The sequence below is a fragment of the Variovorax durovernensis genome (assembly GCF_977011995.1).
Map to the genome: position 1 here is coordinate 555,077 of NZ_CDRNCW010000002.1, position 18,386 is coordinate 573,462.

The following is an 18,386-nucleotide window of genomic DNA, read 5'->3' on the forward strand; positions in this document are numbered from 1 at the left end:
CAACACACTAGCTGATCGAAGATTTCCACAAACTGCCTATGCATCAGATTAGCGTGGCCCAGCGGCGAGGCCGGCGTCTCGCTCCTGCTCGCGCTGCTCGAGGGACTGATCGCTTGGTGCGACAGGTGCCCTGATGCCAGACCGCACTTGTACGTACACCTTCAAAGTGTCTCTGATCATTCAGCGGCCTTCAAATAGATCGGTTTGCGAGCGCTCGCGCACAACCAAGACTGGCACTGGAGATAGCCGAATGATCTGCTCCGCACCACTACCCAGCAGGAGACGGCTTGGACCGCTGCGTCCGTGCGTCCCGAGCACGATGAGTTCCTCCCCAAACTGAAGGGCGACCCTTGCGACGAGGTCACCTAGCCGACCGGTGGCATCGTCCAGCAATAAGTGGTCGACCTCCAACCCTTCCGAGATCGCCGCTGTCGCTGCGTCTCTGAGTATCCGGTACCCACTGTCCCTTAGAGTGGCGAACATATCGGCCGAGACGCCCCCACTGGGGTCGTAGCCGGCCAAGTACACAGCGCGGTCCACCACATGCAACAGGCGAATTCGTGCACCCATCTCTTTTGATAGCGATATCGCTGTGCGCAGCGCGCCATTTGATGGCTCACTACCATCGACGGGAACCAGGATGTGCTTGTACATTGCGCACTCATTGATACGGTGAGGCCAGTGTCGCAACACACGGGAAAGTGAGGTGCTGCCGATGCGCGATTTGGACGAAATGAAACATCAACCGGATTCTGCGCACACGGGACCTACGTGATGTGGCGTGTCGAACAAGTCGCGACGGCGGAAGCTCGGAAGGTTTAGGAGTGCAGCTCGCTCGGATTGTGCTTAAGGCGCAACGTACTAATCGCGGACCACAGCTACTGAACGTTCGAATTGCTTCACGGCCTTCCGGACGGGGACATCATGGGCGCGGCCGCACCTTCGTTTATGGAGCAACCCTGCGCGATACGCGGACGCGGTGATTCAACGCCTGGGTGATGAAGAGGACGCGTCGTCACATGGGCTGGAAGCTACCGAAGCCCGAAGCTCCAGCGATCAGCGTGGGAAGTGGGCTAAGTGCCCGGCCTCCGCGCGATCTTCACTGGCGCGCCGCCGAAACGCTGCTTAGACCGATGCGACGCCACACCGGCGTCCATTTCATGAACATGCCCCGGCAGCCACACGAGCAATTCGGTCGCGAGGCGATTGATGAGCAGTGCCTTCTTCTCTGCCGCGACATCGACCTGAGTCAGCACCACCATCACCTCGTCAAGTGAGTTCAACACCGCCGCATGTTCGTCCAAGTGGCACTTGGCGTTGCCATCCGCCATGGCCCTTAGCTCAATGTCTTCCAGAGCGAAATGCCTTGAGGCGTGCTCGCGCACCGCTTCGAGACGGCGAGACACTTCATCTAAGGGTGCATCGCGGAGTTGGAGAACAAGGTCCTCAAGTCTCAGATGGTCCTCATCGAGCACGGAGTCGCCAAGCGTCAGCGGATGATTCATAGCGAATGTCTGTTAGGTAGTCGGAATCAATTGTCGCCCAGCCTCGGGGACGTATTTGCGGACGCACTAGGTCTCACCCGGCCGCTCAGATGTTTCCTGGACGATCCCGCCTGAGTCATTTTGGATCTGCCGAATTTCCATGCATCGGGGTTCCACCGCCAGTGACTCGCAAGGCTGGCATCTTCTCGTCCCTCGTGCGACAAGGCAGTCGCGAATCGTCGAAACTGAACCCCATTTTCATTCATAGCGCGACGACTTCGGCCAGCGCAACTTCGTCGATCCTCGCAGGAACATCGCCACCAATCCCAAGGCAGGACCAAGCGCAAGCCAGGTCACGGCCGCTTCTCCTTTTGAGCCGAACAGCTCAGTGACCAGGCTGATCGACATGATGCTGATGGCAAAGCCGATCGCGTTTTGCACCGCCAGCGCGCTGCCTATCAGATCTGCGGAGCAGGCCTGGCTCGAGAGACTGGAGAACTGCGCCGAGTCCGCCACAACTGTGGCGCCCCAGAACACAAGCACTGCTAGCCGCAGGAAGTCTGGCCAAGCCGCGGTGAAAGGATAGATCACGCAAATCGTTCCGGAAGCGGACAGTGCGACTGCGGCGACGGGCGCGCTGCCAAAGCGACGCGCCAACCTGCCTGCGACCAAGCTGCCGACGAAACCAGCTGCGATCACGCCAAAGTTGGCGGCGGGGCCTAGAGAGGCTGGCATCAGTGGCGCGACCAAAAAAGGAACAAGCGTCCAAAAGGCGTACAACTCCCACATATGTCCGAAGTATCCGAACGCGGCCGAGCGGAAGGCGGGCACTCGGAATGCCTGCAGCACACTGCCCAATCTGGGATGAACGCCGACGGTGTTTAATCTGGCATCGGGACCATCCCCGGTGACCAAAACGAGGATGGCTCCGACGACAGACAGCAGCGAGGCAGCCGCGACGGTGGAGTGCCAGTCTAGTCCGGGGGCCCAGGCACGTAGCCCGTACGGAAAGGCTGTTCCTAGCACCAGCATGCCTACCAGCACTGCGAGCGTGTCCGCAGTCCGGCCCCGATTCCACCCGACCACCAGCTTCATGCCCAGGGGGTAAATTCCCGCAAGCGCCACACCATCCGCGAAGCGCAGCGCGAGCGACGGAGCGAAGCCGAAGCCGCCGAATGCGAACAGTGCGTTAGCGAGGGCGCCAAGCAACCCGGAAACGAAGAAGATGCGGCTGGCAGGCACCCTGTCGGCCAGATTCGAGAGCGCGAAGGCTAGGGTCCCGAAGATGAAGCCGCCCTGCACAGCCGACGTCAGGGCCCCGACGGAAGAAGGGGGCAGCCCCCAACCCCGCAGAAGTTCGGCTGCGGCGCCATTGGCACTGAACCAGAGCGATGTACAGAACAACTCGGCCACGGCAATGATTCCGATGGCAGCCGCAGCAGGGATGGACACAGGCGAGGGTTCAGAGGTCCAGAGTCAAGCGGTCGTCGCGAGCCCGTGAAACGCAGACCATCATGGTGTCACCCCGCTCCTTCTCCGCCTCGGACAGAATGGAATCCCGGTGGTCGATTCGGCCGGCGCATACCCGCGTTTCACAAGAGCCGCACACCCCTTGCCGGCACGAGGTCGGTACGAATACCCCGCGCGCGTCGAGCACATCGGCGATGCTTTGGCCCGGACCGATCTCGAGCGTAACGCCGCTTCTGGCCAGCACCACAGAGAATCGTCTGTTCTCACCTTGAAGAGCCGCAGGTGCAGCTGAGAAGCGTTCGAAATGCGGCGCCGGGCGCCCTAGCCGTTCACTTTCCGCTTGGACGGCGGCAATGAGTCCCTCGGGCCCACAGCAGTACACCTCCGCGGCGGCCGCTGTCTCCGCGAGGAGCTTGCCCACGGGAAGTCGGCAAGCTTCGTCCGCCGGGAACACACGGACTCGGCCGGCGCGATCTTCGAGCTCGTCCATGAACGCCATACCGGCGCGGCTCCTTCCGCAGTAGGCAAGCTGCCAAGGCGTACCTATGGAGTCCGCAGCTTCGATCATGGCCCGGATAGGCGTGATGCCGATACCGCCAGCGACGAACAGGTAGCCCGGAGCGGGTTGAAGCGGGAAGTGATTGCGCGGAAGACCGACACGGACGCGGTCACCGGGCCGCAGTGCACGATGAACGTGGCGTGAAACGCCTCGCCCCTCTGGCCGATGCAGCACGGCAACTTGCCACCTTCGGGCCCCGAGCGGACCGCACAGCGAGTACTGCGCAGTACCAATACCTTCGAAGACCAGGTCCACGTGCGCGCCTGCGCTCCACGGCGGTAGATCACCGCCGTCCGGGTGTTCGAGTGTGAGGGACAGGATCCCATCCGCCAGGCGCTCCATCGCGCGGACCCGCAGGTCGATTCCAGCTTCGACTGGCATCAAGCAGCCTTCTCGGTGGCGCCTCGCTCGGATCGAGCAGCATCAAGGCTCTCGTGTTCAAGCAGTTGTCGGTACTCGTCCTCCGAGACGATCGTCTCGGCTACTTCGACGTGGATCACCCCGTCCGGAGGTGGCGTGCGGAAGACATCGCGCGGGTCATCTCCCCGGGCAACAGCGTCGATACACTCCTTGATGATGCGGCGGAGCTTGATTACGCCACGGTCGGACGTCGCCAGATGCTCATGTTCCCGGGGCTGAATCACACCTTGACTGGACTGAATCTGCGTATCTTGTCGAAGGATCACCGTCGCGCCGCGCGCTCCTCCCTTGGCATAGTCGGGATACGCATCTGCGCCCGGCCTGATGTATTCCGCGTAGGGCACGGGGCGCGGCATGTCGTAGAGCGCCGGGTCAGCGTCGTACTTGAATTGCGTGGGACGACCGTCGTCGTCGAAAGGGGCGAACAGCACTTCCCACTCGACGGTGTTCAAGTCGTCCATCGGTACCACCCACACATGGCGCAGTGTCGATGGCTGGTTGAATGCTGATTCGTCAGGATCGGGGATCGGCACTTTCATGCCGTTGGGCGCGATGAAGTGCACTTCGCGGACGTAGCGGGTCTCGTCGCGCGGGCCGCGCCGGACGGCAACCGCGATTGAGCCGATGGCAGAGTCGAAGTAGTGGCACTCTGGCGTTTCCTGCCAAGGCTGCATCTGCTTGTGCAACCAAGTGGTGTGGGCCGGATCCTGGTGGTTATCCACCAGCTGCAGCCAGTTCGAAGGAACAAAGCGCGCAAACGCCGCGCGGCGCGTGCCGTCCTCCCGCACCAACACATCCCAACGCGGCAGCTCAGGCGCCGGCGAAGGGCCCAAATACGCGAACACCAAGCCGCCGAGCTCCTGCACCGGGTAATTCACTTGCTGGATGCGTTCCTTGAAACGGCTGTCCGCCGGCTCACAGGGCTGCTGCAAACATGCGCCGCTCACCGAAAACAGCCAGCCGTGGTACGGGCAGCGAAGCCCTTCTGCTTCCACGTACCCAGTGGCGAGGTTGGCGCCCCGGTGCGGGCAGCGGGAGTCGAGCAGGCCGCACTGCCCGTCAGGCTTGCGGAACAGGACCAGCTCCTCGCCCAGAATCTTCACAAGCTTGGGCGTGTCCTTCAGGTCGGCAGACACCCCGACAGGGTGCCAATAGCGGCGCAGCATGCGACCTGCGGGAGTGTGGGCTCCGACTCGCGTCAGCTCGTAGTTGTCTTCCGATTTCATTCTGAACCTCCAGGAGTGCGTCGAATGGAGGCCGGCATCAGGGACACAAGGCCCTTTGGCGCCCACAGGACAATTGCGATAAAGACGAGCCCCAACAGCAGCGGATACCACGTCGTGGCACTCAGGAGCTGTTTGAGCGTCATGAATGCGGCCGCGCCAACAATCGGCCCGAAGAGGGTCTGCACGCCGCCGAGGAGCACCCAGATCACCACCTCGGTCGAGAGTGCGGGTCCGACGAGTTCGGCAGACAGCGTGCGTGTGAGAAGCACGTAGAGCATGCCCGCCGTGCCCGCGATGAAAGCGGACACGAGCGTTACGAGCAACTTGGCGGAGTCAACGTTGTAGCCGAGAGCTTGCACGCGTTGCTCGTTCCCTTTGATCGCAAGCAGCAGGTGACCGACGCTGGAGCGAACCAGCATTCTGGCCAACAGGTACATGGTGAGCGTGACCACGGCGACGATGGCGTAGGCCTCGCGTGGCGAGAGCGCGCTGAAAGATTTCACCCGTGGGATCGATAAGCCGTCTTCGCCTCCGGTCACGCCGGTGACCGTGAGTGCAGTCCCGCAACTGAAGATCGTCGAAGACTTGCTGGCGCGAGGCGTGGCCGAAGGGCATTTCCGCCGCGACGTGACGGTAATGGAACTGCACCTCACCATTGTCTCGCTCTGCTATTACTACCTGTCCAACGCAGCGACGATGTCCAACTTCTTGGATTTCGACATGAAGCAGCAAGACGCGCGCGATGCCTGGCTGACGCATATAACCCGTGTCGTATCGGATTTTCTTGTGCAAAGATAAGCGCCGACCTTGCAGTGGGTCGATAGTGGATTCCGGGCCTTGTTCGATACGTACAATCCATGCATGTCCAAGGCTGCTCGTGTCTCTCTTGAAAACCGGATCTCCTATCGATGCCTTTCGATTGCCGCCCGGATTACCCGCCATCTTTCGCCTGCGTGGAAGGCGGAATTCGGCCTGACCGTGATCAGTTGGCGAGTCATGGCGGTCATTGGCCGGTTCGCGCCTGTCTCGGCCAAGCAGGTCGCAGCGCGCACAAGCACGGACGCATTCTTCGTGGCCCGCGCCATTGATAAGTTGGTCGAGCAAGGTTATGTGCAGAAGGACGTGGACCACGAAGACAGGAGGCGCTTGCGACTCAGCCTTACACCCTCAGGAAAAAAGGTTCACCGGCAGGTGGAGGACATGATCAATGCTGTGGAAGCAGAGCTCTTGGCCGGGATACCCTCAGACGAATCAGCGATCTTCTTTCGCGTGATGTCGGTGCTGGAGGATCGGACCGGAGCTCTGGCATCCATACCGTCATGATTTCTCAGTTGCCCAGCGTGATGCCTGCCTTCTGAATCACGGAACCCCAGCGCTTGAACTCCGACTTCAGGTAGGAGTCGAACTGCTCGGGACTTGATCCGCGGCTTTCTACGCCCAGCTCAGTGAGCTTCTCCTGCACATCGCGTTGCGCGAGCACGTGACGCATTTCTTCCGACAGCTTTCTGCGGAATTCAAGCTTTGTTCCTGCCGGAGCGAGAACTGCAAACCAGGGTCCTGAAACGATCTCCGGGTAGCCTGCCTCGGCAAATGTCGGAACTTCCGGCAATACCGAACTTCGCTTGGCGGACGCCACTGCAATCGGCCGCAGCTGACCTGAACGGATTCGCGGCAACAGATTGATGGTGTCCGCGATCATCATCCCCACCCGCCCGGCAAGAACGTCCGTAAGAGCCGGTGGAAAGCCCTGGTACGCGACGTGCGTCAGGTTGATTCCGGTTTGCTGGTTGATTAGCTCGCCGGTAACATGGCCGGTCGTTCCGACGCCTTGGGTACCGAAGGTCATCTTGTCCGGATTCGCTTTGGCGAATCCGCGCAGCTCCGAGAAGTTGGCGACGGGAAACGCCTGGTTCGTGACCAACACGTTCGGCGCCTCGGCCACCACCGTTACGGGCGCGAAAGCGGCTTCCGCGTTGTACGGGAGCCGCTTCATGAGGAATGGATTGAGGACCAATGGCCCCTGTGCGGTGAACAAGAACGTGTATCCGTCAGCGGGAGCCCTTGCGACAAAATCGGCACCGACCGTGCCTCCGGCGCCCGTGCGGTTTTCGACCACGATCGACTGCCCTAGTCTCGTTTCGAGATGCCGCCCCATCAAGCGCGCGAGAACATCGATGGAGCCACCCGCTGCGAAGGGCACGACAAAGCGAATGGGCTTCGAGGGCCAGACGTCCTTGCCTTGGGCTTGGGCGTCCATGGCGCCGCAGGTTGCCATCAATACGGCCGCGATGCTGATGATCGTTCCGAACTTCGTAATCACTTTCACTGTAATGTCCTTCAGGGTTGGATTGATCTGTCCCACTCACCGCCGGCGAGTCGCCCGACACCATGCTCGTCTGAGACGCAGGGGTCAGAGTGCTCGCTGAAGGGCGTCAGGCAGACGGTACGGTGGCCGGGTGACTGCCCGCCTGTTCCGCGGTCACGTCCTTCGGGAGCAGCATGGCCACGGCCCTGCGTCTGTAGAGGTCGCCACGGGCAGCCGCCACGGGAACGATTCCTTCACTGGCGAACTTCTTTGCCGACTCGATCAGACGACGCCTGCATCTGACGATTGCGGTGTCCGAGGTACCGAGGTGCTCTTTCGTGCGATCAGCGATAGCGCCCTGACTCTCCTGCACGGCGAGGTCCTGCAGCTGCGCGCTCGGAATACCGGTAAATGAGCCACTCCTCTGCAGGGTTCGGTCCATCAGGTAGTCATTCGCACGGTTGCCCTCCGGGATGTAGGTTCCCGGCAGCAGCTTCGCGTAGTCAAGTGTTCCGTGCCTGTACTCGGCAAGTTCCTCGCTGCTGAGAGGACGACCGGCGTGGTATCGCACGCGATACCACCAGCAGTTCTCGTCGTCGATGGGAATGAACAGATTTGCCCTGCAGACCAGGTCGTCTCCGGTGGGTACCAGGACGCTCGTGGGCATCAGCCACTGCGTGATGCGCCAATAGTAGGCGTCCGGTGATCCCTCGCGGCGTGCCGAGATTCTCATTCCGTACTCGGTGTCTTCGCAAAAGAACCTGGGCGCACCGTCTGCATCGCCGAATTCCTGCAGCTCGCCCACCCCGAACACATCCTTTTCCATCGGCCCGATCGACCGGTGGAGAAAGGTCAAATGGGCCGTATCGATGCTGCCTTCCAGTGCCTGCTGGTAGTTGCATTTCATCAGACACTTGGAGGCATACACGTTCGCTGCGGGCAGGCCCATGAACTCCATCTGTGGAAGGGGAGGAATCGATTCCACGGGCCCGAGATATGCCCAGACGATCCCACCAGCCTCATGCACTGAGTAGGCCTTGGCTCGGACGTTCGGGTTGCATCGCATCGGGCTTTCGGAGGGCTCGCTGGGCATGTCCAGCACCTCCCCCGTCACGCTGAATTTCCAGCCGTGGTAGACGCATCGGAGTCCCCCCTCCTCATTTCGTCCGAAGTAGAGGTCGGCCAGACGATGCGGGCAGTGTGAGTCCAGCAGCCCCACCCGCCCGGCCGAATCACGGAAGGCCACAAAGTCCTCTCCCATCAAACGCACACGCACGGGGGGGCAATCGGGTCCGGACAGTTCTTCGGACAGAAGAGCCGGTTGCCAAAAGTGTCGGAAGAGCCCTCCCATGGCGGTACCAGGGCCGACGCGGGTGAGGATCTGATTGTTCTCGGAAGTCAACATGCTCTATCTCCGTCGAGTAATACTAGCTATTCGCTATTATTAATGCGACGAACAGGAGCTGTCAACGCCAGCGAGCGAAAATATGCGCCGCGTGGCGCATGGTTTCACTTGCCACCGGGCTAGTACTAAGAGCAGGCTCCGAACAGGCTACGCTGCAGCGTGTCACGAGCTTGCATGAGCACGGGAAGCAGGGTGCGCGTGAACTCGGTCATGGACATCCGCTCTGCCCCGACCGATATGCTCAGCCCGGCGATGAACTTGCCGTCCTGGCCGCATACAGGCACAGCAATGGATCGAACGCCCAGTTCGAGTTCCCCATCGGCACCCGTCCAGCCGTCGCGGCGGCACCGATCAACTTTCTCAAGCACTGCGGCAAGTTCGTAGATCGTCTTTGGCGTCAGAGGCCCGCGCCGCATGTCGCCTATTCGCCGTGCGGCCTCGGTCTGCGGAAGGTTTGCCAAGGCCACGCGCCCGAGGGAGGAACAGTAGGCGGGCAAGCGAGAACCTATCCCCAGGCCCGTGGAGAGGCTGCGGCGCGCAGTGGAGCGCGCGATGATGATCACGTCATCATCCTGCAGCTTGCCCAAGGACGCCGACTGCCGCGTGCGCTCCGAGAGCGCATCGAGCAGCGGTTGGGCCAACTGGGGGTGGGGCGGGATGCGAGGTAGGCATGCGCCACCAGCAAAACCCGGGGCCCCAGCCAGAACCGCCGCCCATCACTCTCCAAAAAGTCCAAAGCGTGCAGCGTAAGCAGTGAACGACGAGCGGATGCTGGCGAGCTTCCAGTCAACCGCGCCACCTCGGACAAAGTGAGCTTGGCGTTCTGTCTGTTGAAGCAGGTCAGCACGTCCAATCCCTTCTCCAGGGATGCCACGAAATCTTTGCTCTGTCTGAAGGCCATGCGCCAATTATTGTGCGAGGAGTAAGTAGCTGCTACCCGGCTTCACCGTCGAACCCAATCAGGAAGACGGGAGACGCACGGGCGCTCTCTCTCAGAATTCACGGCCGCACAGTCGCCGCCGTTCGGCATCTCGTCGCGGACCTGGCATGCCACAGGTTTAGTGCGGCGGTTCACCCGCGGTGGTGTTCCCCGTGGGCAGGGCGGCTAGCGCCACAGTGCTTCGTCAGCGACGTGTTCGTACCTGGTCCGGCAGCCACTTACTCATTCGGAAGCCGCACGCTGGGTCATCTGGGCGAAGTTTTCGCATGCGTGCGTCAGGGCCGTCACGAGTGCCTGCCTTTCGCGGTGCATGATCGCGGTGCTGCTGCCGATGCACAGGGCGAGCAGCGGCTGGCGAGGAATGACCGGGAGCGCCGCGGCGATCGAGCAGTGCCCGGGCGACGGAAACTCGTGCGACTCGGCCCACCCCCGCGCCTCGGAGACGCGTATCTGCTCCAGCAACGATTGCGGGTGCACGCGGTTCCTCGAGACCGGATCGACCGCATTGGCATGCCGCGCGATGCGCAGGATCATTGCGTCGCTTTCACGTGAGAGGAGGACTTTCCCCATCGACGACAGACACACGGCCGCGAGGGTGCCGGTGCGAACCGGCAGGGCGTCAGCCCTCGTGCCGCGCAGCGCGATGATGGAGCGCACGTGGATGCCTTGACGCAGTCCGACCATCACGGTCTGGCCGGTCGAGCGCCGCAGTGCGTCCAGGGCCGAGACCAGGCTGCCCTCGCCGAAAAGCTCGTCCTGGATCCAGCTCCCAAGTAGCATCACGCGCACAGTGGGCCGGAAGGTGCGGTCGTCCGCGTCGTAGGTCAGGTACCCGAGCGTCTCAAGGGAACTCAGAAGCATCGACGTGCTCGATTGCGGAAAGGCGAGCTGACGACTCACTTCGGCAACGGTGGCGGGATCGCGGGTGGCGGCGAAGTATTCGAGCACCTCCAGCACGCGCTGGGCTGATTTGACCGTCACAAGCACACCCTCCTTCACTGCAAAGCATCACATTCATGATTACATGGGCCGCGCCGCGGCACCTACGATCCGTTCGTGAAGGCCGACAACAAAAAAGGGGATATTCGATGCTCTTGAACTGCCATCGACCCGCGCACCGGATGGCGCCAACTGACGAGAACCATATGGCGGAAATCACATGCTTGATGGCGCTGCAACCTGCACCCCGCCTATGCTGGCCAGCATGAAACGTAGGCATTTCTTGAGCGCCGGTGCCGCCAGCATGGTGGGCGTCGGAGCATGGGCCGACGCCCAGCCGCCCATTCGCCTCCTCGCGGGATTCCAGGCAGGTGGCTCCACGGACATGCTGGCACGGATCGTCGCGGCCGCGCTGCAGGACGTTCTAGGGCGCTCGGTCATCGTGGACAACAGGCCCGGCGCGGGCGGACGACTGGCGATGGAGCTTGTCCGTGCCTCAAAGCCCGGTGAAGACATTTTCGTGGTGGCGCCGCAAGGCTCACTCACGCTATTCCCGTATGTCTACAAGAACCTGCGATACGACCCTGTCGACGATTTCACTCCCATTTCCCGCCTGATCACCTTCGACTACGCGCTCACCGTCGGACCCGGCACACCGGCACGCAACCTTGCCGAATATGTGAGCTGGGTCGCTGCGCATCCAGCGAACGCGATCTATTCGTCCGCGGGCGCCGGCACTACGCCCCACTTCGTCGGCGTCGCTTTCCATCGAGCGGCCGGTGCACCCGGAGCACACGTTCCCTACAAGGGTTCGGCCCAGGCTCTGCCCGACCTGATCGCGGGCCGTGTTCCCGCGATGGTCGCGACCATGGCCGATTCCCTGCAGCAGCACCGCACGGGGCAACTGCGCATCATCGGCACGGCCGGCGCGGAACGCAGCACGCTCGTGCCGGAGGTACAGACCTTCCAGGAGGCAGGGATTCCCGTGGTTGTCCCGGGGTGGAACGGCCTTTATGGCCCCAAGGGCATCCCTGCGGCCCGGCTCGCTGATCTGAACGCCGCAGTTCAGAAGGCGTTGATGACTCCCCAGGTGATCACGAAACTGCTCGGTCTCGGCATGGTTTCAGCGCCGAGCACATCCTCAGAGCTCGCGGCATTGCAGAAGCAGGAGTTTCTTTTTTGGAACCCCATCGTCAGGAGTTCCGGCTTCAAGCCGGAAGAGTGAGCCGCTTCGGCTCGGGTCTGGTCAAAGGCAGCAACAAGACCGGGTTCCTGCGCAAATGTCCGCTTCGGACATAAAGAGCACGTCTGTTGGTGGCCGGCGCGGCCGGCGGCTGCAGTAAGGCAACGCGGTTCGCTCACAGGACAAGCAGGCCGAACCACCTCACGCAATTCCAGGAGATCACACGGATGCTCACTCGCCGCCAGTTTTCCTCGCTCGTCGTATCGGCCTCGGCCGGTGCGGTTCCTTCTGTATTCGGCGCCGCAGACGCCTTTCCCAGCCGGCCAATCGAATTGATCGTCGGCTACGGCGCAGGTGGCGTGGTCGACATGGTGGGCCGTGCCATTGCACTCCCGCTCGCCAAACTGCTCGGGCAACCTGTCGTCATCACGAATAGACCGGGTGCCGGCGGGACGCTCGGTCCGGCCACGATGGCGGCGAAGGACAAGCCCGACGGCTATACATTGGCCTTCATCGCGATGTCGATTGGGCGGCAGCCCCTGATGCAGAAGACGTCATGGGATCCGCTGAAGGACTTCACGTACATCTCGATGTTGACGGATTTCACGATGGGGATCGCAGTCCCTGCGGACTCACCGTTCAAATCGCTTGCGGACTTGCTTGCGTATGCGAAGGCTCATCCCGGCGAGGTCACTTACGCGGCGCTGGGACCTGGCACGGGTATGCACCTGAGTATGGAGCGCATCGCCCAGCAGGCGCGAGTCTCGCTGAGTTTCGTGCCATTCGCCCGGCCAGCCGACGTGCTGCAGGCCGTCCTCGGCCACCACGTGATGGTGCAGGTTGATGCGAGCTCTTGGGCGCAGCACGTCGACTCGGGCAAGATGCGCCTGCTCGCAATGGGTACCGACGAGCGCTCCAAAAAATGGCCCACGGTTCCGACGCTGCGTGAACTCGGGTTCCACTTCAATATCGACGGGCCTTTCGGGATCGCCGGGCCGGCGGGAATGGACCCGGCCATCGTGCGGAAACTGGACGCAGCCTTCGCCGCTTGCATGCAGGACCAGGGCGTGCTTCGCGCGCTCGACTTCTACGACATGCGCGTCAACTACCTAGGTCCGACGGCTTACCACAGGTACATGGAAGACAAGATCAAGAGTGAGGGCGAGCTGCTGGAGTTTCTGGGCCTTCGCCGGAAAGCGTGATCGGACCCGGCCCAACCCCCCGATCTCGCAGAGCAGGGATAGGACCATCCACCGGCCTGCGCATGCGACTTGACGGTGTCATCATTCTTAGATACCACCCGATGAACCCGCGGAAAGGATGGTGTCTCTGAAGCAGCGCTCACGAACCTCGACTCAGGCAGGTCCACCCGGCAACTTCCTTCGTCAAGCCATCAACCAGGACCTCGAACGTCAAACGTACTCGGCGCGTCGCTGGGGCGGCAGCCCCGGCGACGCCCGCCATCATTCCCTCGGGACCCAGGACTGGGCTCGAATTCGCACGCGCTTTCCGCCGGAACCCAACGGCTACCTGCACATCGGCCATGCGAAGAGCATCAGCGTGAACTTCGGCTTGGCACGGGAATACCAAGGCGCTTGCCACCTCCGGTTCGATGACACGAACCCGGAGAACGAAAACCTCGAGTATGTCGCCGGCATCAAGGACGCCGTACGGTGGCTTGGCTTCGACTGGGAGACGTCAGGCGGCAACCATGTCTACCAGGCCAGCGACTATTTCGATTTCATGTACCGCGCGGCCGAATACCTCATTGACGCAGGCCTCGCCTACGTCGATGAGCAGAGTGTGGAGCAGCTGCGCGCCCATCGCGGGGACTTCGCCAGGCCAGGCGTAGACAGCCCCTTTCGAGACCGCAGTCCCGGCGAAAACCTTCTGCGCTTTCAGGAGATGCGCGCCGGAAAACTGGCCGAAGGGGTTGCGATCCTGCGGGCAAAAATTGACATGGCGAGCCCGAACATAAACCTGCGGGATCCCACCCTCTACCGCATCAAGTACGCGCACCACCATAGCAGCGGCGACAAGTGGTGCATCTATCCGATGTACACCTTCGCGCACCCCATCGAAGATGCCCTGGAGAACATCACGCACAGCATTGCCACGCTGGAATTCGAGGACCAGCGGCCGTTCTACGAGTGGCTGCTCCTGCACTTGGCGCAAGGCGGACTGATCAACACTCCGCCGCCGCGCCAATATGAATTCGCTCGGCTGAACCTAACGCATGTGGTCACCAGCAAACGCAAGCTCAAGCAACTGGTGGACGAGGGACACGTGGACGGCTGGGACGATCCACGGATGCCCACGATCGTCGGGTTGCGGCGCCGCGGCTTCACGCCAAGTGCTCTCCGGCTCTTTGCGGACCGCATCGGGGTGAGCAAGGACTACAGCTGGATCGACTACTCCGTCCTTGAAGGCGCCTTGCGGGACGACCTGGAACCGAAGGCCGCTCGTGCCATGGCGGTGCTGGACCCCGTTCGCCTCATCATCACCAACTGGGACGAGATCATGGGGACAGGGCATCTTGAATCCTGCTCCGCACCCGTCCATCCCCGAGAACCGGAGCGCGGCCAGCGCTCCTTTGCATTCGGCCGTGACCTGTGGATTGAGCGTGGGGATTACTCCGACTCGCCCGGCTCGGATTTTTTTCGCCTGTTTCCCGGGAATACCGTGCGGTTGAAGTTCGGGTACGCCGTGCGATGCACGGGTGCCGTCAGGACGAATGCAGGCGAGGTGGTCGAGGTCCACGCCGAGGTATTGCCGGAGACAAAAAGCGGCTCGGTGGGCGCGGCGGCCATCAAGATCAAAGGCACCATCACCTGGGTGGGTGCATCCGACGGCGTAAAAGCAGAAGTGCGCCTTTATGACCATCTGTTCACCGTTCCCCAACCTGGCGCCGACAGCCATTCCTTCCTGACCGAACTCAATCCCGCTAGTGCCCGTTCCGTTACGGCCTACGTCGAGCCGTCACTTAGCGAGGTCGCGTGTGAGGAGAGTTTCCAATTCGAGCGTCTGGGCTACTTCGTGGCCGACATGGTGGACCACGAGCCAAGCCAAGGCAGATTGGTGTTCAACCGAGTCACGACGCTGAAGGAGACGTTCGGTTTCATCGAGAAGACTTGAACAGTTCAGTCTGGCGGCGCGCTGCCGGGGTTGCCAAACGCCACCGCGGAAGACCCCGCTTTTCCGAGCCGCGGCTGATGCCGCGGGAGTCGTGCGAGTTCAGCCAGCAAAAACTCGGTGAAGGCGCGTGCGGCAGGCTTGGCTTGGCGTCCCACCGCGTAGACCGCATGGAGATCGACTTGGCCTAGATCCCATTCTTCCAGGACCCGCACCAGCACGCCGTCGGCGATCTCCTGGGCGCAACTCCCGGACGTGGAGATCACGATGCCCATCCCCGCCACGGCGGCCGCAATGCGCCCCTCATTCGTCGATACGTTCGCGCGGCAATCAACCTTCACGGACGCGACTTGGCTGCCCTTGCGAAGGGTCAATCCCGCGCCATTGTTCGCAGGGCTGGCGAACACCTGGCAGCTGGCAAGGTCCGCCGGATTTTGCGGAACGCCGGCCTTGGCCAAGTAGCCGGGCGACGCGGCTGCGATCCTGGGCCAGGAGCGCATCTTGCGGGCGACCGCGGAAGAATCCTCCAGCGCGCCGAAGCGCAGGGCCACGTCGATCCCCTGCGAAATCAGGTCCTGCCGGTGATCTTCTAGTTGCAGGGTCACCCGCAACTGCGGATGCGCCGCCATGAAGCCCGGAAGCCTTGGGATTACCACTCGCTGGCCGAAGCTCGAGGACGTCGCGATCCGCAAGGTCCCACTCAACACCCCCGAGCCGCGCACCGCGTCAGCGGCCTCGTCGAGGGCGTTCAGCGCAATCTCGAGGCGTGAGAAGTAGGCGGCTCCCGCCTCGGTTAGGTTCACAGAACGAGGCGTACGGGCGAGTAGCGCAACGCCGAGCTCCCGTTCCAGGCTCGCTATCGCGCGGGACACTGTCGGCTGCGAAACGCCGCATTCCCGCGCGGCCACCGAGAAGCTGCGCGTTCTGGCCACCCGGATGAACAGGTTCATCGCATCAACACGGTCAGTCATCTACATCCGTGGGCCCGAGGGCTTCCATTGCCGAGTCTCTCAGTCCGTACGGCGCCTTGCAGCACTGAGCAGCTCTGGTTGTTCTTCCCTATGCGCGGTTCTCTCCGCCAAGAGCGTGAAAATCCCGTCGATTGTCCTGTGTGCCGCCAGACAAGTCGTACGGTTCTTGCGCATATCGCAATGCGTCCCGCCAGATTCTCGCGAGGGCGTCCGTTCGGGCGTCCGGCAAAGGTGTCGGGGCGTCCTTGACCGTCGTCGAGGCGCTGCCGGTCGTGCGCGATGAGCGTAGGCTTGGGATGCCGCCTCGCCGCGCAGCGACAAAGATCCTTTCGCAACCAGACCGCCATGTCCAGTCAACGCCGCTGCAGCAACGACCCTCGTTCTCTTTCGAAACCGCTGCCCCGGCCGCCGGCAAGCCGCGTTGAGGCACTTCTGAGCGAAATCCTGGCTTGCCGCGTCTGCGAGGCGCATCTTCCGCTGGGTCCTCGACCCATTCTGAGAATGTCACCGTCCGCTCGCATACTGATGGTTGGCCAAGCACCAGGCCTCAAAGTTCACGAAAGCGGCATTCCGTGGCAGGACGCGAGCGGCAGAAAGCTGAGGGAGTGGTTGGAGGTCGACGAATCCGTGTTCTATGACGCGCGGCGGTTCGCGATCCTGCCGATGGGCCTTTGCTATCCGGGCCGGGGCCGCAGCGGAGATCTGCCGCCACGCCCCGAGTGCGCGCCTCTTTGGCATGAACGCATCCTCTCGTCGATGCCGCAGATTCGACTGACCATCCTCATCGGACAGTACGCCCTGGCGAAGTACCTCGGCGGAAGCGGAAATGCCACTGTTACCGAGACTGTCGCCGCATGGAAGTCACATGCGCCGGAGTTCATCACGCTGCCGCATCCTTCGCCGCGCAATCAGAATTGGCTGAAGCAGAATCCCTGGTTCGACACGGAGATCGTTCCGATGCTTCGCCAGCGCGTGGCAGATGCGCTGGCTTAAGCCGGGACGCGCAAGCGTTCACATGCCGCCCGGCGCGTCCGATCTGGTGGGGCCGTTCGCATGAGCTTCAGTGACAGATGCTGGTACACACTGCGCTGCGGAGCATGCGGCTCGGACGAAACGCTTCCTGTTTCGGACCAAGCAGTCTGCTGGAGCGGCGCGGATTGGGATGCCGGTGTGACCTTTTTGCACTTCGACACTGCATGGACTGGGCGGCCGGCTGGAGCCCGAGCTGGCACGCGCCATTTGCAAGGGTTGCGGCGAGCCTGCCCACGTCGTCCAGCGCTACCCCTTGTGAGGAGCAGGGCGTACTCGGTGCTCCAGGGCGTCCTCTCCTCTGATTCAGCCGGGTGTCAACACGCGATGTCTCGCGCGAGGCGCAGCCCGCTGAATTGCCACCGGCTCGCGGGAGGGAAGAAGTTGCGATAGGTCATGCGGGTGTGGCCAGGTGGGGTGGCCACGCTGGCCCCGCGGAGAACAACCTGGCCGATCATGAACTTCCCGTTGTACTCACCGACAGCTCCGGGCCAGGGCTTAAAGCCTGGGTACGGATCGAAGGAGGATCGGGTCCACTGCCAGACATGGCCGGTGAGCTGTCGAATCTCTGGCAGCGTGGCCGCCGACTCCCACTCAGCCTCTGTCGGCAGCCGGGCACCGCTCCATTGCGCAAAGGCAGCGGCCTCGTAGAAACTCAACTGGCTGACCGGAGATGCGGGATCCATCTGCCGGACTCCGGACAGGCCGAATACCTGCCACGCGTCGGTCGGCGCACTGGAGTCTCCAGGCGCAATCCAGTAGGCGGGCGCTTTCCATCCATGCGCCTGAACCATCGCCCAGCCTTCCGACAGCCACAAAGCGGGAGTCCCATAGCCCCCGTCGGCAATGAAGTCGGCGTACTCTGAACATGTCACAAGGCGGTCCGCAATGTGGAACGGCGCCAGCCAACAACGATGTCGCGGAGATTCGTTGTCGAACGCAAAGCCTCCGCCGGTGTGGCCGATCTCCACCAAACCGCTGGGTCCGTCCAGCCAACTGACCCGTGAAGGAGCCTGCGGACGCACCACTTCCTCGCCAGATGCCCGAAACGCCGGGAGCTGCGGGTTGCATGACAGCAGGTGCAAAGCGTCCGTAACAATGAGCTCTTGGTGCTGCTGCTCATGATGTAGGCCCAGAACAATCAGCGGTGCTACGCACTTGAGGGTGTCCTTGTCAGCGCTGTCGATGGGGGTCTCCTCGTTTTCAGTGCAATAAGTGACGGTACGCAAAGCTAGCACTGGCGCGGGGGTGGTCTGGGTAGACCGTTGATTTCATTGACTTTCCTGTTCGCTTTGTAAACGGGTATGGTGGCCTCCCACTTTT

The 18,386-nt window shown here is 62.2% G+C and carries 18 protein-coding genes and 1 pseudogene; 6 read left to right on the forward strand and 13 right to left on the reverse strand.

Features of this window, described 5'->3' with window-relative positions:
* Positions 1-180: 180 nt before the first annotated feature.
* From ACWV14_RS34610 to ACWV14_RS34635, 6 genes are all read right to left on the reverse strand, one after another.
* Complete coding sequence (locus ACWV14_RS34610) at positions 181-654, reverse strand: universal stress protein (RefSeq protein WP_144196071.1); 474 nt, start codon at positions 652-654, stop codon at positions 181-183.
* Between the two features lie 419 nt (positions 655-1,073).
* Positions 1,074-1,505, reverse strand: coding sequence for a bacteriohemerythrin (locus ACWV14_RS34615; protein ID WP_125953066.1), 432 nt, complete (start codon positions 1,503-1,505; stop codon positions 1,074-1,076).
* Between the two features lie 237 nt (positions 1,506-1,742).
* Complete coding sequence (locus ACWV14_RS34620; RefSeq protein WP_249938021.1) at positions 1,743-2,897, reverse strand: MFS transporter; 1,155 nt, start codon at positions 2,895-2,897, stop codon at positions 1,743-1,745.
* Between the two features lie 49 nt (positions 2,898-2,946).
* Positions 2,947-3,894 (reverse strand): PDR/VanB family oxidoreductase, encoded by a 948-nt coding sequence (locus ACWV14_RS34625; RefSeq protein WP_125953034.1) that lies wholly within the window; start codon positions 3,892-3,894, stop codon positions 2,947-2,949.
* A complete protein-coding gene (locus tag ACWV14_RS34630) occupies positions 3,894-5,159 on the reverse strand; it encodes a Rieske 2Fe-2S domain-containing protein (protein ID WP_454902703.1) in 1,266 nt (421 codons plus the stop codon). Before ACWV14_RS34630 ends, ACWV14_RS34625 begins: the two co-directional genes overlap by 1 nt.
* On the reverse strand, positions 5,156-5,815 hold the full coding sequence (locus ACWV14_RS34635) for a branched-chain amino acid ABC transporter permease (protein WP_454902702.1): 660 nt from the start codon (positions 5,813-5,815) through the stop codon (positions 5,156-5,158). Before ACWV14_RS34635 ends, ACWV14_RS34630 begins: the two co-directional genes overlap by 4 nt.
* On the opposite strand from ACWV14_RS34635, the gene ACWV14_RS34640 reads away from it, so the two are divergent.
* Both ACWV14_RS34640 and ACWV14_RS34645 read left to right on the forward strand, forming a co-directional pair.
* Complete coding sequence (locus tag ACWV14_RS34640; RefSeq protein WP_454902701.1) at positions 5,709-5,957, forward strand: hypothetical protein; 249 nt, start codon at positions 5,709-5,711, stop codon at positions 5,955-5,957. The genes ACWV14_RS34635 and ACWV14_RS34640 overlap by 107 nt on opposite strands.
* A 63-nt stretch (positions 5,958-6,020) precedes the next feature.
* Positions 6,021-6,482: a MarR family winged helix-turn-helix transcriptional regulator gene (locus ACWV14_RS34645; protein ID WP_125953041.1), complete on the forward strand. Its 462-nt coding sequence runs from the start codon at positions 6,021-6,023 to the stop codon at positions 6,480-6,482.
* Between the two features lie 4 nt (positions 6,483-6,486).
* On the opposite strand, the gene ACWV14_RS34650 is transcribed toward ACWV14_RS34645, so the two are convergent.
* The 5 genes from ACWV14_RS34650 to ACWV14_RS34670 form a co-directional block, all read right to left on the reverse strand.
* Positions 6,487-7,521, reverse strand: coding sequence for a Bug family tripartite tricarboxylate transporter substrate binding protein (locus tag ACWV14_RS34650; RefSeq protein ID WP_125953042.1), 1,035 nt, complete (start codon positions 7,519-7,521; stop codon positions 6,487-6,489).
* Between the two features lie 70 nt (positions 7,522-7,591).
* Positions 7,592-8,869: a Rieske 2Fe-2S domain-containing protein gene (locus tag ACWV14_RS34655; protein WP_125953043.1), complete on the reverse strand. Its 1,278-nt coding sequence runs from the start codon at positions 8,867-8,869 to the stop codon at positions 7,592-7,594.
* 125 nt (positions 8,870-8,994) lie between these two features.
* Positions 8,995-9,510: an IclR family transcriptional regulator domain-containing protein gene (locus ACWV14_RS34660; protein WP_455342743.1), complete on the reverse strand. Its 516-nt coding sequence runs from the start codon at positions 9,508-9,510 to the stop codon at positions 8,995-8,997.
* Complete coding sequence (locus ACWV14_RS34665; protein ID WP_455342744.1) at positions 9,429-9,770, reverse strand: helix-turn-helix domain-containing protein; 342 nt, start codon at positions 9,768-9,770, stop codon at positions 9,429-9,431. The genes ACWV14_RS34660 and ACWV14_RS34665 overlap by 82 nt, the downstream gene beginning before the upstream one ends.
* A 261-nt stretch (positions 9,771-10,031) precedes the next feature.
* Entirely contained in the window at positions 10,032-10,790 is a 759-nt protein-coding gene (locus tag ACWV14_RS34670; protein ID WP_164546981.1) for an IclR family transcriptional regulator, read from the reverse strand.
* 211 nt (positions 10,791-11,001) lie between these two features.
* Here ACWV14_RS34670 and ACWV14_RS34675 point away from each other — a divergent pair, with 211 nt between their 5' ends.
* The 3 genes from ACWV14_RS34675 to ACWV14_RS34685 all read left to right on the forward strand — a co-directional run bounded on the left by ACWV14_RS34675 (position 11,002) and on the right by ACWV14_RS34685 (position 15,066).
* Positions 11,002-11,973, forward strand: coding sequence for a Bug family tripartite tricarboxylate transporter substrate binding protein (locus tag ACWV14_RS34675; protein WP_164546982.1), 972 nt, complete (start codon positions 11,002-11,004; stop codon positions 11,971-11,973).
* A gap of 185 nt (positions 11,974-12,158) precedes the next feature.
* Positions 12,159-13,133 (forward strand): tripartite tricarboxylate transporter substrate binding protein, encoded by a 975-nt coding sequence (locus ACWV14_RS34680; protein ID WP_237677306.1) that lies wholly within the window; start codon positions 12,159-12,161, stop codon positions 13,131-13,133.
* Between the two features lie 118 nt (positions 13,134-13,251).
* Positions 13,252-15,066 carry a glutamine--tRNA ligase/YqeY domain fusion protein gene (locus ACWV14_RS34685; RefSeq protein ID WP_237677307.1) on the forward strand — a complete coding sequence of 605 codons (1,815 nt, stop codon included), beginning with the start codon at positions 13,252-13,254 and terminating at the stop codon, positions 15,064-15,066.
* 5 nt (positions 15,067-15,071) lie between these two features.
* On the opposite strand, the gene ACWV14_RS34690 is transcribed toward ACWV14_RS34685, so the two are convergent.
* A complete protein-coding gene (locus ACWV14_RS34690; protein WP_144196309.1) occupies positions 15,072-16,034 on the reverse strand; it encodes a LysR family transcriptional regulator in 963 nt (320 codons plus the stop codon).
* 345 nt (positions 16,035-16,379) lie between these two features.
* Between ACWV14_RS34690 and ACWV14_RS34695 the strand changes: the two genes are divergently transcribed.
* Entirely contained in the window at positions 16,380-17,027 is a 648-nt protein-coding gene (locus tag ACWV14_RS34695) for a uracil-DNA glycosylase family protein (protein ID WP_454902700.1), read from the forward strand.
* Between the two features lie 353 nt (positions 17,028-17,380).
* Here the strand turns inward: ACWV14_RS34695 and ACWV14_RS34700 are convergent.
* Positions 17,381-18,250: pseudogene (locus tag ACWV14_RS34700) on the reverse strand (SUMF1/EgtB/PvdO family nonheme iron enzyme); the annotation flags it as partial.
* Between the last annotated feature and the right edge of the window lie 136 nt (positions 18,251-18,386).

What these genes read in the sequence shown, in the direction of transcription:
- ACWV14_RS34685 (WP_237677307.1), top strand. Translation starts at nt 13,252, where the DNA reads ATGGTGTCTCTGAAGCAGCGCTCACGAACCTCGACTCAGGCAGGTCCA.
- ACWV14_RS34625 (WP_125953034.1), bottom strand. Translation starts at nt 3,894, where the DNA reads ATGCCAGTCGAAGCTGGAATCGACCTGCGGGTCCGCGCGATGGAGCGC.
- ACWV14_RS34610 (WP_144196071.1), bottom strand. Translation starts at nt 654, where the DNA reads ATGTACAAGCACATCCTGGTTCCCGTCGATGGTAGTGAGCCATCAAAT.
- ACWV14_RS34665 (WP_455342744.1), bottom strand. Translation starts at nt 9,770, where the DNA reads ATGGCCTTCAGACAGAGCAAAGATTTCGTGGCATCCCTGGAGAAGGGA.
- ACWV14_RS34695 (WP_454902700.1), top strand. Translation starts at nt 16,380, where the DNA reads ATGTCCAGTCAACGCCGCTGCAGCAACGACCCTCGTTCTCTTTCGAAA.
- ACWV14_RS34675 (WP_164546982.1), top strand. Translation starts at nt 11,002, where the DNA reads ATGCTGGCCAGCATGAAACGTAGGCATTTCTTGAGCGCCGGTGCCGCC.
- ACWV14_RS34630 (WP_454902703.1), bottom strand. Translation starts at nt 5,159, where the DNA reads ATGAAATCGGAAGACAACTACGAGCTGACGCGAGTCGGAGCCCACACT.
- ACWV14_RS34680 (WP_237677306.1), top strand. Translation starts at nt 12,159, where the DNA reads ATGCTCACTCGCCGCCAGTTTTCCTCGCTCGTCGTATCGGCCTCGGCC.
- ACWV14_RS34635 (WP_454902702.1), bottom strand. Translation starts at nt 5,815, where the DNA reads ATGGTGAGGTGCAGTTCCATTACCGTCACGTCGCGGCGGAAATGCCCT.
- ACWV14_RS34690 (WP_144196309.1), bottom strand. Translation starts at nt 16,034, where the DNA reads ATGACTGACCGTGTTGATGCGATGAACCTGTTCATCCGGGTGGCCAGA.
- ACWV14_RS34655 (WP_125953043.1), bottom strand. Translation starts at nt 8,869, where the DNA reads ATGTTGACTTCCGAGAACAATCAGATCCTCACCCGCGTCGGCCCTGGT.
- ACWV14_RS34615 (WP_125953066.1), bottom strand. Translation starts at nt 1,505, where the DNA reads ATGAATCATCCGCTGACGCTTGGCGACTCCGTGCTCGATGAGGACCAT.
- ACWV14_RS34645 (WP_125953041.1), top strand. Translation starts at nt 6,021, where the DNA reads ATGTCCAAGGCTGCTCGTGTCTCTCTTGAAAACCGGATCTCCTATCGA.